Here is a 15,859-nt window from a genome sequence, read left to right as displayed (position 1 = left end):
TGCGCTGGATCAACGCCAGCCCACGTTATCTCGCTTATGCTGAAAAGATAATCCAGCAGCGGCGGAGCGATCATGGCGAGTCTGACGTTTCTCGGTGCGGTTGGTGAGGTCACCGGCTCGCGCTATCTCATCGAGTACCACGACAGCGGCCGTGAGCATCGCTGGCTGCTGGAGTGCGGTCTGCACCAGGGCGGCGCTGACGCCGAGCGCGCCAACGCCGAGCCGCTGGATAGGTTGGCGCGCAGCCTCGATGGGGTGGTGCTCTCCCATGGCCATCTCGACCATGCCGGCCTGCTGCCCAAGCTGGTGCGCGATGGCTTCAACGGCCCCATCCACTGCACTCAAGACACCGCCGAGCTGCTCGACATCATGCTGCGCGATGCCGCCTTCGTGATGGCCAAGGACATCGAGTGGGACAACAAGTGGCGGCGCAAGGCCGGCAAACCGCTGCTCGAGCCGCTCTATGACCTCGACGATGTCGAGCGCACCCTGGCGATGTGCATGCCCCACGGCTACGGGCGGGCGGTGTCGTTAGACGGTGATGCCAGCCTGGTGTTTCGAGATGCCGGGCATATCCTTGGCTCGGCGATCGTCGAGGTCGGTGTGCCTGCCGGCGGGCGTCAGCGGCGCCTGGTGTTCTCTGGCGATTTGGGCAACCCCGATTCGGTATTGATGCACTCGCCCGACAAGCCGCGCGATGCCGATGTGGTGCTGATGGAGAGCACCTACGGCGATCGCGATCATCGTCCGCTGGAGGAGACCCTGGAGGAGTTTGCCGAGGTGCTCGAGCAAGCCCATGCGGCAGGCGGCAACGTGTTGATCCCGGCCTTCGCGGTGGGGCGAACACAGGAGATCCTCTATCACCTCAGCGTGCTCTACCACCAGGGGCGCCTCAAGCAGCAGCGCATCTTCCTCGACAGCCCCATGGCGATTCGCGTCACCGAACTCTATGCGCGCAAGAAAGCGGCGCTCAACCGTGACGACCTCAAGGTGCTCAATGTCGCCGCCCAGGGCGATCCCAGTCAGTACCTGCCGGGGCTGAGGCTGACCCGCACGGTGGAGGAGTCGATGGCCATCAATCGCATCCACGGCGGCGCGATCATCATCGCCGGTGCCGGGATGTGTACCGGCGGGCGCATCCTTCACCACTTCCGCTACAACCTCGCTAAGCCCAGCACACGGGTAGTGATCGTCGGCTTTCAGGCCGCCGGCACACTGGGCCGTGCGCTGGTCGATGGCGCCGAGCGCGTCAAGGTGCTGGGCGAGGAGCTGCCGGTCAAGGCCATGATCCATACCCTGGGTGGCTTTTCGGCCCACGCCGGCCAGACCGACATGATCGGCTGGGCCGGCGCCTTCCGAAACGCCCCCCGCTTCTATCTGGTGCACGGCGAGCCGCAGGCTCAGCAGCGGCTGCAGGCGGCGCTGGCGGAGAGCGGCATTCAAGCCGGCATACCTCTCTATGGTGAGCGCATCGCGCTATAGGCGTTGAGTATCGGCTGGCCTGGCGGCTGCGCTTGGCCCAGATCAAGCGGCAGCGCAGGCGCCCGTGCCCCTATCAGGTCACGGGCGCCTGGCTGTCAGCTGCATGAAGCACATCTCTTTTATTAAAAAACGGTCTAATGTTATAACTTTGTTGCGCTATACTGACGTCATATTTGACAGCCCGACTTCGATGGAGGCCGCTTCCCATGTCCAGTACCAACGCGCCCCTGCCAATCGTCACCCACTTCTTCGACGAGCCCACCAACACCTTCAGCTATGTGGTGCAGGATCCCGACAGCAAGTCCTGTGCGATCCTCGATTCGGTGCTCGACTTCGACTACGCCGCCGGGCGCACCGACGTGCGCTCCGCCGACGAGATCATCGCCTTCGTCCGCGACAACCGGCTCGAGGTGGCGTGGATGCTCGAGACCCATGTCCACGCCGACCATCTTTCCGCGGCCCCCTACCTGCACGAGCAACTGGGCGGCAAGACCGGCATCGGCGCCAAGATCACCGTGGTTCAAGACGTCTTCGGCAAGGCGTTCAACGCCGGTAGCGAGTTCGCCCGCGACGGCAGCCAGTTCGACTGCCTCTTTGAGGAGGGCGACACTTTCCGCATCGGTGAACTGGAAGGGCGGGTGCTGCACACCCCGGGCCACACGCCGGCTTGCCTGACCTACGTGATCGGTGACGCCGCCTTCGTCGGCGACACCCTGTTCATGCCCGACTACGGCACCGCCCGCTGCGACTTCCCCGGCGGCGACGCCCGCACCCTGTATCGCTCGATTCAAAAGGTGCTGGCCCTGCCGGAGGAGACTCGGCTGTTCCTGTGCCACGACTATAAGGCGCCGGATCGCGAGGAGTACCAGCACCAGACCAGCGTCGCCGAGCAGCGGGCGCATAACGTGCATGTCCACGAGGGCATCAGCGAGGAGGCATTCGTCAAGATGCGCACCGAGCGTGATGCCACCCTCGGCATGCCCAAGCTGATCATCCCCTCGGTACAGGTCAATATGCGCGCCGGGGAGATGCCGCCGGCCGAGGATAACGGTCAGGTCTACCTCAAGGTGCCGATCAATACCTTCTGAGGCCTCGCCCGTGAACCCCAAGCGCTACCTGCCGATCCTGCAGTGGCTGCCCGTTTATGGCCGCGCGACGCTGGCCAGTGATCTGCTGGCGGCGCTGATCGTCACCATCATGCTGATCCCGCAGTCGCTGGCCTACGCCATGCTGGCCGGGCTGCCGCCGGAGGTAGGGCTCTACGCGAGCATCGCCCCGCTGGTGGTCTACGCGGTGTTCGGCACCAGCCGCACCCTGGCGGTGGGGCCGGTGGCGGTGGTGTCGTTGATGACCGCCGCGGCGGTGGGGCGGATTGCCCCCCAGGGCTCGCCGGAGTATATCGGCGCGGCCCTGGTGCTGGCGCTGATGTCGGGGCTGATGTTGACCCTGATGGGGGTGGCGCGGCTGGGCTTTCTGGCCAACTTCCTCAGCCACCCGGTGATCTCGGGCTTTATCACCGCCACCGGGCTGATGATCGCCGCCGGACAGCTGCGTCATCTGCTCGGGGTGGACGCCGGCGGTCAGCATCTACTGGAGGTACTGGTCGGCCTGGCCGGTCAACTGGGGGCGACGCACCTGACGACCCTGCTGATCGGCGCCGCGGTGCTAGTGTTTCTCTGCGCGGCGCGGCGCTGGCTCAAGCCGGCCCTGGTGGCGCTCGGGATGGCGGCGCGGCCGGCGGAGATGCTGACCAAGGCGGCCCCGATTGTGGCCGTGGCGCTGACCTCCCTGGTCACCTGGGGATGGGGGCTCGACCAGCGTGGCGTGGCGGTGGTCGGCGCCGTGCCGGCGGGCCTGCCGCCGCTGACGCTGCCGGGCTTCGACAGCGGCCTGTGGAGCCAGCTGTTCGTGGCGGCGCTGCTGATCAGCATCGTCGGCTTCGTGGAGTCGGTATCGGTGGGCCAGACACTCGCGGCCAAGCGACGCCAGCGCATCGACCCCGACCAGGAGCTGGTGGGGCTGGGCAGCGCCAATATTGCGGCATCGTTCACGGGGGGCATGCCGGTCACCGGCGGCTTCGCCCGCTCGGTGGTCAACTTCGACGCCGGCGCCGAGACCCCGGCAGCCGGCGCCTTTACTGCGCTGGGCATTGGCCTGGCGGCACTGCTGCTGACTCCGCTGATCGCCTACCTGCCCATCGCCACCCTGGCGGCCACGATTATCGTGGCGGTGTTGACGCTGGTTGATGTACCGGCCATCAAGCGCACCTGGGACTACTCGCGCAGCGATGCTACGGCGATGCTGGCGACCATTGTCGTGACCCTGGGCCACGGCATCGAGAGCGGCATCCTGGCCGGGGTGGGGCTATCGCTGGTGCTGCATCTCTACCGTACCAGCCGACCCCACAGCGCCGTGGTCGGTCGCATGCCGGGCACCGAGCACTTCCGCAATGTGCAGCGCCATACAGTAGAGACCGACGCGCGACTGGCCATCCTGCGCGTCGACGAGAGCCTCTACTTTGCCAATGCGCGCTATCTGGAGGACACCGTGATGGCCCTCGTCGTACGGCGGCCCGAGCTCGAGCACCTGGTGCTGGCCTGCCAGGCGATTAACGGGATCGATGCCTCGGCGCTGGAGAGTCTCGAAGCGATCAATGCCCGGCTGCAGGATGCCGGCGTGAGCCTGCACCTGGCCGAGGTCAAGGGGCCGGTGATGGATCGCCTCAAGCACACCGCCTTCTGCCGCGAGCTGAGTGGCGAGGTCTTTCTCAGCACCTTCGATGCCTGGCGGGCGCTGCACGGCGACGCGGTCTCGGCGTCGCGGCAGCCGGCAGCCAATGAGGCGTCACCGCTAACCGAGCCCTAGGCCCAACGTCAATTCAAGAGAGACCAAAGGAGATAATCATGGATCTGATAGCAAGCCTGCAGGGGCTGGGGGGAGGCGTGTTGATCGGCCTCTCGGCAGTGTGGTTGATGGCCGCAATGGGCCGCATCGCGGGTATCAGCGGCATCCTGTCGAGCCTGATCTGGGCGCGACCCAGGGGCGACAGCGCTTGGCGGCTGACCTTCCTGCTCGGCCTGATCAGCGGGCCGCTGCTGGTGATGGCGCTGGGTGGCGGGCTCGGTAACGCGTCCGGCGACGCCGTTGACGTGACGGGGGCGGTGATCGGCGCGCCCGCCGGTGGCGTGGCGCTGATGCTGCTGGCGGGGCTGCTGGTGGGTGTCGGCACCGGACTCGGCAGCGGCTGCACCAGCGGGCACGGCGTCTGCGGCCTGGCGCGGCTCTCGCCGCGCTCGCTGGTGGCGACCCTGACCTTCCTGGTGGCGGCGATCATCACCGTCTACGTGATGCGGCATGTGGTCGGAGGTGGTGCATGAAGACCGAGACCTTGAAGCCAGTGATGGGCTACATCGCCGGCCTGCTGTTCGGCCTCGGCCTGGCGATTTCCGGGATGACCGATCCGGCGCGGGTGCTGGGTTTCCTCGACCTCTTTGGCGCCTGGGACCCGACCCTGATGTTCGTGCTCGGTGGTGCCGTGGTCACCAACTTCATCGGCTATCGCCTGGTCTTCAAGCGCACGGCCCCGATCTACGGCGAGGCCTTCCAGCTGCCGACTCGCCAGGACCTCGACGGCCGGCTGATCGGGGGGGCTGCCCTGTTCGGCATCGGCTGGGGGCTCTCCGGCTACTGCCCGGGGCCGGCGATCGCCTCCATCGCCGGTCTGTCGCTGCCCTTGGTGGCGATGCTGGTAGCGATGGTGGCAGGTTGGTATGTGGCCCGGAAGGTCGCATGATCGAGTTCATCGATGGGTGTGGTGGCGATGCATGTGCTGATCGTTGAGGACGATGCCTTGGTGGCCTCGGGCATTCGCGCAGGGCTAGAGCATGCTGGCTGGTCGGTGGAGGTAGTTGGGTCGCTGTCGGCTGCTGATCACGCACTGAGCGTATTGCAAAGTGATGTCGTGGTGCTAGATCGCCGTTTGACGGATGGCGACGGGATCGACCTGTTGCGTCAGTGGCGGGTTAGAGAGATAGGGGTGCCGGTGCTGATGCTGACCGCACTAGATGCCATCGAGCATCGCATCGAAGGGCTCTCCGTGGGGGCCGATGATTACCTGGTCAAGCCATTCGACCTGGATGAGTTGATTGCACGCTTGCATGCCTTGCTGAGGCGTGCAGCGGGCCGTGCGAGCCCCGACATCGTGCATGGTCCCCTGCGCTTCGATCCGCGTACGCGAGGTTTAACCATGGCAGGGCACCATGTGTCACTGTCGCGTCGCGAGACGGCGCTGCTCGAAACGTTCCTGCAGGCGCCAGGTCAGGTGCTGAGTGCGGCGCGCCTGCACGACAGCCTCTATGGCTTCAACGACAGCGTGGAGAGCAATGCGTTGAACGTCCATCTTCACCATCTGCGACGCAAGCTGGGGGCTGAGGTGATCGAGACCGTACGCGGCCTCGGGTATCGTCTGGGAACCGCGCAGACGCTGCACGACATGGTGTCGATACGTAGGCAGCAGACATGAGTCTGCGGGCCAGACTGTCGTGGACGTTGGGGCTCACCCTGCTGCTGACCTGGGGCGCGGCGGCGGCTTGGTTGATGTGGGATCTGCGTGACGAGGTGGAACGCACGCTCGACCGGCGCCTTGCGCAGTCGGCACGCATGGTGGCAGATCTCGTGGTGCGCCTGCCTGATGCATCCTCCCTATCGAGCGACAGACAGCTGTCGATGAGCGTCCCTTTCGAGGGGATGGCATGCCGGGTCTCCACTTCCCAAGGAGAGCGGCTCGCCAGCACACATTCCGGGCTCGACGGGGTGCTCGATGAGGCCGAGCCGGGATACACCTATCGGCAAGAGGGAGAGGTGTCGTGGCGGGTCTATACGCTCGTCCATGACGGTGTGCGTATTACTACCGCCGAACGGGTCGACGAGCGTCGGCAACTGCTCGGTAACATCGCCATGGTCGCCGTCGTGCCTTTTGTGATAGCACTTTTGGGGAGCCTGGTGGCGGTTGCACTGGGCGTTTGGCGCTCGCTTAGACCCCTCGACCATTGGTGTCGGGAGCTCGAACTAAGGGATCGCGACGATTTATCGCCGGTTACCAGCCGGGCACTGCCGCAGGAGCTTGGCCCCTTGGCGCGGACGCTGAATGGGCTGTTGTCGAGAATGCGCCGGAGTATCTCCCGAGAGCAGCAGTTCTCAGCGGATGCCGCCCATGAATTACGTACCCCGCTGACCGCCATCAAGACCCACCTGCAGGTGGCAATGCGGGTGGATGAGCGCGCATCTCGACACGCGCTGCTGCAGGCAACCGAGGGCGTCACTCGACTGGAGGGCACCCTCGAACAGTTACTGGCGCTGGCCCGCATCGACACCAGCGATGAGGGGGCATCGAGCGGCGCTTGCTGCTTGAGCGAGATGCTTGTGCATTGTGTCGATGAGGCACGAGTGCGCGCCGGTCACCAGCGCGTGCGAGTGTCCGGTGAGATCCCCGCGGTGACGGTCGCACTGTCGTGTGAAATGTTGAGCCTGGTCGTGCGTAACCTGCTCGACAATGCGCTCGTCCATGGGCCTGACGAGGCTGAGGTGAGCCTCTCGGCGGCAATCGAACCGTCCTGTGGCGATGGCATCGAGCGGGTCGCGGTGCGGATTGCCGATCAGGGCTGCGGCATCGCCGCCGAGTCGCTTGAGAAGGTGACCCAGCGTTTCTGGCATCGCGCCGACTCATCGGGCGTCGGCCTTGGGCTGGCGATCGTTCAGGCCATCCTCGACCACGTCGATGGACGGCTCGTCTTCCAGACCCTCGACAGCGGGTTCGAGGCGCACGTCAGTCTGCCTTGCCATGCTAGGTAAGTTACTCGATACCAGGCGATCAGGGCGCCGGCCCACCCATCGCTTGCTCGAGCCGTTCGGCGTCGGGCATGCCCTCGATCCGCTCGATTCTGTCACCCGCCTGGAAGAGTGTGGTGGGAGTGGCCATGAACCCCAGGCTTTCGAAAAGCTGATTGTTGGTATAGACCTGCTCTTCGATGGCACGCGGTTGCGCTTCGATGGCGAGGTCGGTTTGTTGTCGGTGATGCTCGTCGAGGGCCGCCGCCGGGTCGTCACTGCCCAGGAGTACGGCGGCCTGGGCAGGGCTGTCGCTGCGCAGGATACCGACCATTACGTGGCGCAACTGAACCTCCCCCGCATCGACCCACGGTCGGGTGGCTTGCCATAGCTGCCGGCAGAAGGGGCAGTTGGGATCGGTGAAGGTATAGACGATCCGCGTTGCTTCCGGGTCACCGTCGGCGATCCAGTGGCTCGCCTCCAGGTCTTGCCACACTTCGGCATACTGCTCGGCACGCACGTACCTGTCGAGTGCCGGACTGGACAGGTCGCTGCCCTGTTCATCCACCAGGGTGCCGACGATGGCGTGCTCTCCGTCCGGCATGAGGTAGATGGTGGCCTCGCCGGTGGGATAGCTCGACGCAAAGCCCCTCAGCCCGCCGGGAGCATCGAATTCGGTATGGATCATCAAGCCCTGCTCGGCAAGTGCCTGAACCGGTGCCGGCCAGTGGTCATCGGCCAGGGCCGGGGTTGCCAGTGACCAGGCAAGCAGGGTGCTGGTCAGTACAAGGGGGTGTCGCATGGTAGACGGTCTCCATGTGGTGTGAATTAGCGCAGGCGTTGCAGTCCACGCTGCAGGGTGGCGCGCGATAGCTCTCCGAAGTGGGTATCCACCAATTGTCCCGTAGCGTCGTAGTACAGCGTGGTGGGCATCGCCACGGCGCCGGTGACTTCACCCAGGTCGAGCGCAGCATCGAGCAGAACGTTGTCGAGTTGCAGGGCCTCCTCTTCCAGGAACTGCTGCACCTGTGCCAAGGACTCACCCTGGTTGACGAAGACGAAGGTGATGTCGTCGTGGGCGTGTTGGGCCTCTTCGAACACCGGCATCTCCCTGCGACAGGGAGGGCACCAGCTGGCCCACAGGTTGACCACCAGCGGGCGTCCCTCGGCGTTGGCCAGTGCCGGCAACGAGGTGTCACTGCCCTCCAGGGTGACCAGCTCGACACTCGGCAACGGGCGCGAGGTGGCGTCCATCAGCGTCAACGGACCGGCAAGCAGGCTCCATGACAGCGCACCGCCGAATAGGGCGGCGGCCAGCGCCCGGCGCTGGGCGGGTGCCTGCCACAGGCGCCAGGCAATGTAGAGGGCACCTGCCCCAAGCGCGCCGAACGGATCGAACCCGCGGTCGCGAATGTCCAGCACGCCGGCGAGGCTGTCGTAGCTGCTCCAGTAGCGCGCTACGAACACCAGCCTGGCACCGAGTAACGCGATCAGCAGCAGCGTAAAGAGGGTATCGCTGACGCCCGTACGGCTCCCTCGTCCCGCCCAGGCCCCGACGGCCAGGGCGATGGCGAAGCTGAGCATCAACAGGACCTGGCCGATACTGAAGCCCAGTGGGCCAATGGCGATACTATGATTCAGCATGATTCAGTACATCTCTTGGCTGGTGGGAGTGGTGTGACCCGCTTCTGTGAGACGCCGCAGAAAGCCATCGGCATCGATGTCGCCGATGATGCGAGCGTGGCGTCTCTCGTCACCGTCCGGACCGAAGAACAGGATGGAGGGTGGCCCGATGATGCCCAGCGCGGACATGATCTCGCGGTCGTCGGCGGTGTAGTCGGTGACATCCACCTGCAAGCGCGCAACGTCGCTCAACGCTCGTTGCACCTCGCTATCACCGAACACCTCGCGCTCGATGATCTGGCAGGTGATGCACCAGTCGGCAGTGAACTCGAGCATGGTCCACATGCCCTCGCTTGATGCCTCGTGTAGTCGATCGTCGAGGGCCGCTTGGTTGGCTAGCGTATCGAACGTCAGCGTGTCGGCAGGGGCGGCGCCGTTGCCTGCCGATGTCGGCGAGGGCGACAGTTGGGCCAACGGGCGGGATATGTCGCTACCGCCCAGCCCTGCACCTACCAGCCCCATCAGCCCCCATGCCGCCAGCGTGAAGGCCAGGCTCTGAAGAAAGGGGGTTGCCAGACGCTTGCCCTTCAGTTCCCTGGCGACCTGCAGGCTGGCGATCGCCATGCCGACCAGCAGCGCTCCCCAGAGCGCCAGGCCGAGTGGTCCTGGCAGAATGCGTGTAGAGAACCAGATGGCCATGCCCAACAGCACGAATCCGAATACCACGCGGACACGCAGCATCCAGGCACCGGGTCGGGGTAGTAGGCGGGGACCCAGCGTGCCCACTGCGATCAGCGGCACCCCCATGCCGAGACCGAGTGCCAGCAGTGCGAGTCCACCGTGCCAGGCATCGCCGGTCTCGGCGATGTAGAGCAGTGCCCCGGCAAGTGGCGCGGTCATGCAAGGGCCGACCAGGATCGCCGATAGCACGCCCATGGCCGCGGCACCCGTAATACGGCCGCCGCGTACCCGTGATAAGGCTGCGTCCAGGCGCTGAGTCACTCCTTGGGGAATCGTCAATTCGAAGACACCCATCATGGCCATGGCCAGGAGCACGAAGACAACCGCGAAGATGCCGATGAAGAGCGGTGCCTGAAACAGCATCTGCAGGTTGGCGCCCGCCAAGGCAGCGGCTACGCCGAGAGACGCGTATGTCATCGCCATGGGAATCACGAAAGCCAGCGACAGTCCCAGTCCGCGCCAGGCAGTGGGCTTGGCGGTGCGTTGATCGCCGATGATCAAGCTGGAGAGGATCGGGATCATCGGTAGCACGCATGGTGTGAAGGTCAGCAGCAGCCCCATGGCGAAGAAGGCGCCCAGTACCCACAGTGGAGGCGCGTTGGCGAGTCGAGAGGCGAGTTGCTGATCCTCTGCCTGAGGGGCTTGAGGGGAGGAGGACGCGAGGGGCGTATCCCCTGGAGAGGCATCTGATGGCGCTAATGTGGCGAGTTCGATACGTTTCTGCTGCGGCGGGTAGCACAAGCCAGCTTCAGCGCAGCCTTGCCAGGTCAAGGTGACATGGTCGGCATCTGCGACCGGAAGCGTCAGCTCCACGGCGTCGTGGAATACCTCGGATTCACCAAAGAACTCGTCCTCGATCAATGTACCGCGTGGCGGGGAGAGTGCGTATGAGCGTCCGTCGATGTCGGCCTCGAAGGTATGCCGATACAGGTAGTGCTCATCGGCGATCTCCCAGTGCGCCATCAGGCTATCCCCTTCACGGGAGAGTGATAGCGTAAAGGCCTGATCCGGTGCCAGGAAGCCACTCTCCTCGGCAAAGAAGGATTGAGCCATGGACAAGGGAGAGACCAGCAGCAGGATCATTGTCAGCAGCTGGCGCAGGCATCGTGCGGTCTTGTTACCACCAAGGGCCGCGAAATAAGGCTGGGTCATCATGGCCTCTCATCGAGTGTCGGTGAAGAGGCGGTCAGACTAGCGGGAGGGGATTATGTGAGGATTAAGAGCATGCCAGGCACCCTGCATGGTGACTAACAAGGCAAAGCTAGGGCCGGTCGGTCGTCAGGGATGCGGCGCACCAAAAATCGCCGCCAGTTCGTCCTCGTCGGGCAGGCCGTGGGCCATCTGCAGGCCGCGCTCGCCCTGATAGACCATGCTCGGAGTGGCCATCAGGCCGAAACTCTCCATCAGCTGGTGGTTGTCGAACAGCGCCTCCTCCAGATCGCGGGGCAGGGTCTCCAGGTGTGGCGTCTCTTCGCCGCGATGATGGGCGAGCAGTGCTGCGCTGGGGTCGTCGGCGGCCAGCAGTGAAATGGCCGTGCGCGGACTGTCGCGCTCCATCAGCCCGACCATCACGTGGCGCAGCTGCACCTCGCCGGCCTCGACCCAGGGGCGTGCCTTGTCGAACAGCCGCTGGCAGTAGGGGCAGTAGGGGTCGGTGAACACGTAGACGATGCGTTCGGCCTCGCCCTCGGCAATCCAGGCGCTCTGTTCGAGCATCGCCAGGCTTTCACCATCCTCCTCGCCGCGAATCACTTCATCGAGCATTGGCCGGCTCAGGTCGTTGCCCTCGGCGTCCTGCAGGGTGCCGACGATCACATGCTCGCCGTCGGGCAGCAGGTAGGCGGCCAGCTCGTGACCCTGATAGCTGCCGGCGTAGCCGGTCATACCGCCCAGGGCCTCGAATTCCCCGTGGATGGTCATGCCCTGGGCTTGCAGGGCGGCGATCGGTGCCGGCCAATCGCTGGCCACGGCGCCGGCGGGTAGCAGGGCGAGTAGAACGGCAGACAGGCGTGCGTGAAGCGGGGGCATGAGGCATCCTCGTAGGTCTCTGCGTGCAGACTGCCACGCCCGGGGCGTTCTGCCCAGCGGCGAGGCCGCGGTACGCTGACGCATTTTTCCGAACATTCGCCAAGGACGGCCATGCCCGACGCCTCCCATCCGGCACTCAACGCCGACACCGCACTCTACTCGCTGCACGGCATGTGGTGCACCAGCTGTGCCCAGGCGGTGGAGAGCGTGCTGGCGCGCCACCGCGGCGTGTCGCGTGCCAGTGTCAACTACGCCACCGCCACGGTGCACCTCAGCGGCGACGCCGAGGCGATCGCCCTGGAGACGCTGGCGCCGCGGGTGCGCCGCCTGGGCTATCGGCTGGTGCCCCTCGAGGCGGCCCAGGACGCCGAGAGCCGCCTCGAGGCCGAGAGCCGCCGCCTGACGCTGCGCCTGGCGGTGGGCGCCAGCTTCGGCATGTGGACCATGCTCGCCTCGCTGTTGATCTATGTCGGGGCACTGCCCGGGCCGCGCTTGGAGTTCGTGCTGGCGCTGGTCTCGGGGGCCTTCGCAGTGCCGGTGGTGAGCTATGCCGGCTGGCCCTTCTATCGTGCCGGCTGGCGTACCCTGCGCGCCGGCCGCCCGGGCATGGATGCACTGATCAGCCTGGGCGTGCTGGGCGCGGTGCTGGTCTCGGTTTGGCTACTGTGGCGTGGCTCGGCGGAGGTCTACTTCGATACCGCGGTGATGCTGATCCTGCTGCTGCTGGTGGGCCGGCTGGTGGAGACGCTGTGCCGCTATCGCGGACTGCGGGCGCTGTCGCGTCTCTATCCGCATGTCGCCGAGGTCGAAGTGCTGGAGGCTGGGACGCTGCATACGCGGGCGCTGGACGAGGTCGCTCTCGGCGAGCGAGTGCGTGTCGACGTCGGTGAGCTGGTGCCGCTCGATGGCGCACTGGAGAGCGACAGGGCCTGGCTCGACCTGTCGCCGCTCAACGGCGAGGCGCGGGCGGTGAGTCGCCAGCGCGGTGCGGCGCTTCAGGCCGGCAGTCGTAACCTCGGCGAGGCGATCACGCTGGTGGTCACGGCCCGCGCCGGCGAGGGCTACCTCGACCGCCTGCATCACCAGATGCTCGAGCTGCATGCGCGCAAGGGCGAGCTGCAGCGCCTGGCCGACCGCTTCGCTGCCTGGCTTAGCCCGTTGGCCGTGGTGCTGGCGGTGATGACCCTCGGTGGTTTGCTGTTGGCCGGGGTGACCGTCGAGGAATCGCTGGTACGGGCGCTCTCGGTGCTGGTGGTGGCGTGCCCCTGCGCGGTGGGGCTGGCGATTCCGCTGGCCAATCTTGCCGCCGGTAGCCAGGCGCTGCGCCATGGGGTGGTGTTCCGTGATCTGGCCGCCTTCGAGTCGCTGGGCCAGGTGCGCAGCGCCGCCTTCGACAAGACCGGCACCCTGACCCGCGGCGAGGCCGAGCTGGCCGAGTGCCTGCCGGCCGAGGGAGTGGACGAACCAACGCTGCTGAGGCTGGCGGCCCAGGCGGAATGGGGCAGCGAGCATCCGCTGGGGCTGGCGCTGCGCCAGGCCGCCGATCGGCGCGGCCTGGCGATGGGTGAGGCGCCGGTCGAGATCGTCGAGTCGGCAGGCGGCGGGCGCCGCGTGAGGCTGGCCGATGGCGCTCGATTGCTGGTCGGTGCGCCGGCCTGGCTGGCCGCCGAGCTGGGCCTTCCGGCACGCGCGGACAGCGACGACGAGTCGCAGGTCGGCAGTCGGGTGGCGGTGGCGCGCAACGGCGAGTGGCTCGGCGAGCTGACCCTGCGCGACTGCCCCGACAGCGGTGCGCTGGCGCCCTTGGCCGAGCTGCGCCGCGCCGGCATGACGCTGGCGCTGGTCAGCGGTGATTGCGCCGCCGAGGTGGCGGCGGTGGGCGAGGCGACCGGTTTTGCGCCGCGTGAATGCTTTGCCGGCCAGTCGCCGGAGGCCAAGGCACGGCTGGTGGCACGCCTTGAGCGGCCGTCGCTGTTCGTCGGCGACGGCGTCAACGATGTGCTGGCGCTGGCCACCGCCGACGTCGGCATGGCGCCGCAGGGGGCGAGCCGGCCGGCTCGCGACGGCGCGGCGGTGCAGCTGCTCGAGCCGGGCGTCGCGGGGGTAGTGGATGCCTGGCAGATCGCACGGCGGGCGCGGCGCATCATGCGCCAGAACCTGGCGCTGTCGGCGGGCTACAACCTGGTGGCGCTGGGGCTGGTGGTGTGGATGGCGATTCCGCCACTGGTGGCGGTGCTGGCGATGGCGGCAAGCTCGCTGTCGGTTACCGCCAACGCTGCACGCCTGGGACTCAGCGACTGACCAGCCACAGGCTGCGGTAAGGCCCCAGTTCCGTCGGCGGGGTGGGGCAGGGGGCATCCTCGAGCAGGTCGTGCCAGTCGTGCTCGGCGAGCGCCTCAAGCGCCAGCGGCTGGCGCTTGTCGGTGACGTTGTAGATCGCCAGCAAGCGTCGGCCGTCGCTGAGTGGCCCGCGCTGGATGGCCAGCAGGCTGGCCGGCGTGTCGAGCACCTGCTGGTCGGCGTCGGGGTGGAAGCAGGGCTCACCGCGGCGAATGTCGAGGCGCCGCTTGAGCGCCAGGAACACCTCGCGGGTCGGCGTATTGCGGCTGTCGAGTAGCTCGTCGAGCACCTCCATCTCCCACTGGCGGCGATTGATCGAGCGCAGCCTGCCGCTGCGCTCGATGCCCTCGTGGTCGTTGAGAGTAGCGGTCAGGGAGTGTAGGTAGAGCGCGGGGATACCCTGCAGTGCCAGCATCAGGTGCTGGCTGCACAGGAAACGCTCGATCTGCCAAGGGTCGGGGCCGCGGCGGGTGCCCTTGAGTGCCTCGAAGTAGGTGATGTTGATCTCGTAGGGCGAGTCCTCGCCGTCGGCGTTGGCCTTCATGCTGACGAAACCGCCGAAGCGGTGCATCAGCTCCAGCAGCGCTTCTACCTCATGCCCGGGCAGCAGGCCCTCCAGGGCGCGGACGCCGATGCCGTCATGGCTGGCGGTGAAGTTGAGGTAACTGCAGCCGGCGGGCAGCGAGGGCAGGCCACGCAGCCAACTGGCCAGGGTGCTGGCGTCGCCGCTGGTCAAGGTATGGACCAGCAGCGGCGGCAGGGTGAACTGGTAGACCAGGTGTGCTTCGTCTGGCGTCTCGCCGCGTTCCAGCCCACCCTCCTCGAGGCGTTCGAGTCCAAAATAGCTGAGATTCTCGCGGTGTGGCACGTTGGTCTCGGTGATCAGCAGGGTACCCGGCGCCACATGGTCGAGAATGGCGCGCAGCAGGCGCACGATGGCGTGGGTCTGCGGCAGGTGGATACACGGCGTGCCGACCTCTTTCCACAGGAAGGCGATGGCATCGAGGCGGATGATTCGCGCGCCCTGTTCGACGTAGAACAGCAGGATGCCGATGAACTCCAGCAGTACATCGGGATTGGCGAAGTTGAGATCGATCTGATCCTCGGAGAAGGTCGCCCACAGGTAGCGGGTGCCGCGGCGCGTGGCCACCGGTACCAGCAATGGCGAATTGCGCGGGCGCACCACCTGGGAGAGGTCGGTGTCCGGGTCCATTTCGATGAAGTAATCGCGCCCCGGCTGGCTGCCGGCCAGGTAGTCGACGAACCACAGCGATTCGCGGGAGACGTGATTGATCACCAGGTCGACCATCAGGTCGCGGTGCCCCGCCAGGCGCTGAATGTGCGACCAGTCGCCCAGCGCCGGATTGACCTCGCGATAGTGGATCACCGAGAACCCGTCGTCGCTGCTCCAGGGAAAGAACGGCAGCACATGCACGCCGCTGAAGGTGTCGCCGAGACGCTGCTCGAGAAAGTCGTCGAGCACTTCCAGCGGCGGGCGGCCGCCGTCGATCAGGGTGTCGCCGTAGCTGATCAGCCACTGGTCGCGTTCGCTCCATAGCGGGCGCCCGGCGCCCGGACGCCCGCGCAGTGCATCACGATGGTGCGCCAGCAGGGTGGTCAGGCGGCGCATCACCTCGCCGGCGCGCGGGCCGTAGACCTCGCCCAGGCGGGCACTGGCCAGCGCCGTGAAGGCCGCGGCATCGAGGGGCTCGAGCGCAGGTGGGGGCGTCGGCGAGCTCATGGCATCTCTCCTTGATTGGCTTCTATCTCCAGCTTAATGCAGAAGGCGTGCCAAGCGCTTACACTACGGCAACCATTT

13 protein-coding genes are annotated in these 15,859 nt (G+C 66.3%); 8 read left to right on the top strand and 5 right to left on the bottom strand.

The window, feature by feature from the left end; genetic code table 11:
• The first annotated feature begins 72 nt into the window (after positions 1-72).
• The 7 genes from CK498_RS12010 to CK498_RS11980 all read left to right on the top strand — a co-directional run bounded on the left by CK498_RS12010 (position 73) and on the right by CK498_RS11980 (position 7,332).
• Entirely contained in the window at positions 73-1,482 is a 1,410-nt protein-coding gene (locus CK498_RS12010) for an MBL fold metallo-hydrolase RNA specificity domain-containing protein (protein WP_095621092.1), read from the top strand.
• A gap of 206 nt (positions 1,483-1,688) precedes the next feature.
• Positions 1,689-2,570, top strand: coding sequence for an MBL fold metallo-hydrolase (locus CK498_RS12005; RefSeq protein ID WP_095621091.1), 882 nt, complete (start codon positions 1,689-1,691; stop codon positions 2,568-2,570).
• Between the two features lie 10 nt (positions 2,571-2,580).
• Positions 2,581-4,347 (top strand): SulP family inorganic anion transporter, encoded by a 1,767-nt coding sequence (locus CK498_RS12000; RefSeq protein ID WP_095621090.1) that lies wholly within the window; start codon positions 2,581-2,583, stop codon positions 4,345-4,347.
• Between the two features lie 38 nt (positions 4,348-4,385).
• Positions 4,386-4,859, top strand: a complete 474-nt coding sequence (locus CK498_RS11995) for a YeeE/YedE family protein (protein WP_095621089.1) — start codon at positions 4,386-4,388, stop codon at positions 4,857-4,859.
• Positions 4,856-5,275, top strand: a complete 420-nt coding sequence (locus tag CK498_RS11990; RefSeq protein WP_095621088.1) for a DUF6691 family protein — start codon at positions 4,856-4,858, stop codon at positions 5,273-5,275. The genes CK498_RS11995 and CK498_RS11990 overlap by 4 nt, the downstream gene beginning before the upstream one ends.
• Before the next feature lie 27 nt (positions 5,276-5,302).
• A complete protein-coding gene (locus CK498_RS11985) occupies positions 5,303-6,004 on the top strand; it encodes a response regulator (RefSeq protein WP_095621322.1) in 702 nt (233 codons plus the stop codon).
• Complete coding sequence (locus tag CK498_RS11980; protein WP_095621087.1) at positions 6,001-7,332, top strand: ATP-binding protein; 1,332 nt, start codon at positions 6,001-6,003, stop codon at positions 7,330-7,332. The genes CK498_RS11985 and CK498_RS11980 overlap by 4 nt, the downstream gene beginning before the upstream one ends.
• Positions 7,333-7,351: 19 nt before the next feature.
• Here the strand turns inward: CK498_RS11980 and dsbG (CK498_RS11975) are convergent, their stop codons facing one another.
• The 4 genes from dsbG (CK498_RS11975) to dsbG (CK498_RS11960) form a co-directional block, all read right to left on the bottom strand.
• A complete protein-coding gene (dsbG, locus tag CK498_RS11975; protein ID WP_095621086.1) occupies positions 7,352-8,110 on the bottom strand; it encodes a thiol:disulfide interchange protein DsbG in 759 nt (252 codons plus the stop codon).
• A gap of 26 nt (positions 8,111-8,136) precedes the next feature.
• On the bottom strand, positions 8,137-8,952 hold the full coding sequence (locus CK498_RS11970; RefSeq protein ID WP_095621085.1) for a TlpA family protein disulfide reductase: 816 nt from the start codon (positions 8,950-8,952) through the stop codon (positions 8,137-8,139).
• Between the two features lie 3 nt (positions 8,953-8,955).
• Positions 8,956-10,827, bottom strand: coding sequence for a protein-disulfide reductase DsbD (gene dsbD / locus CK498_RS11965; RefSeq protein WP_229359056.1), 1,872 nt, complete (start codon positions 10,825-10,827; stop codon positions 8,956-8,958).
• Positions 10,828-10,950: 123 nt separating this feature from the next.
• Positions 10,951-11,700 carry a thiol:disulfide interchange protein DsbG gene (dsbG, locus tag CK498_RS11960; RefSeq protein WP_095621084.1) on the bottom strand — a complete coding sequence of 250 codons (750 nt, stop codon included), beginning with the start codon at positions 11,698-11,700 and terminating at the stop codon, positions 10,951-10,953.
• A gap of 111 nt (positions 11,701-11,811) precedes the next feature.
• Between dsbG (CK498_RS11960) and CK498_RS11955 the strand changes: the two genes are divergently transcribed.
• On the top strand, positions 11,812-14,001 hold the full coding sequence (locus tag CK498_RS11955; protein ID WP_095621083.1) for a heavy metal translocating P-type ATPase: 2,190 nt from the start codon (positions 11,812-11,814) through the stop codon (positions 13,999-14,001).
• Here the strand turns inward: CK498_RS11955 and CK498_RS11950 are convergent.
• Positions 13,991-15,781: a sugar phosphorylase gene (locus CK498_RS11950; protein ID WP_095621082.1), complete on the bottom strand. Its 1,791-nt coding sequence runs from the start codon at positions 15,779-15,781 to the stop codon at positions 13,991-13,993. The two genes, CK498_RS11955 and CK498_RS11950, sit on opposite strands and share 11 nt — an antisense overlap.
• Between the last annotated feature and the right edge of the window lie 78 nt (positions 15,782-15,859).

The sequence above is a fragment of the Halomonas salipaludis genome (assembly GCF_002286975.1).
GTDB classification, from domain to species: domain Bacteria; phylum Pseudomonadota; class Gammaproteobacteria; order Pseudomonadales; family Halomonadaceae; genus Franzmannia; species Franzmannia salipaludis.
Note: the sequence above shows the minus strand (reverse complement) of the source record. Positions and strands in the feature narration are given on the sequence as shown.